The organism is Falsihalocynthiibacter sp. S25ZX9, assembly GCF_041205405.1.
Lineage (GTDB): Bacteria > Pseudomonadota > Alphaproteobacteria > Rhodobacterales > Rhodobacteraceae > Falsihalocynthiibacter > Falsihalocynthiibacter arcticus.
This window is the reverse complement of the sequence record NZ_JBGFCD010000297.1, coordinates 1-288: the sequence shown is the minus strand read 5'-3', so window position 1 is coordinate 288 and position 288 is coordinate 1. Positions and strand designations below refer to the sequence as shown.

The window sequence follows — 288 nt, the reverse complement described above, 5'->3', positions numbered from 1 at the left end:
AAGATCGAAATCCACAAAGCTATCGTTGAGCGGGCTAACCAATGTGTCGGCAAGCGAGTGCGCGACTTGGGACAGGAGAGTATGGCTTCCCGGACAGTAAATAAGAATGAAATCGCAGGTTGGCTCCAAGGTCGCGACGGCTGCTGACAGGCGGTGGTCATAGATATTTTCACCGGGTTCGAGAGCGGTGGAGTCGATTTCGGGAAGGTCTTGGTAATAAGGGCAGGCGAGCGTGAGATCATGCTTTTCTGCATAGGCTTTGCGGTTTTAGATATACCGACCAAAACT

1 pseudogene is annotated in these 288 nt (G+C 51.4%); it reads right to left on the bottom strand.

The annotated features are described in order from the left end of the window. Positions 1-288: pseudogene (locus AB9F29_RS22315) on the bottom strand (division plane positioning ATPase MipZ); the annotation flags it as partial.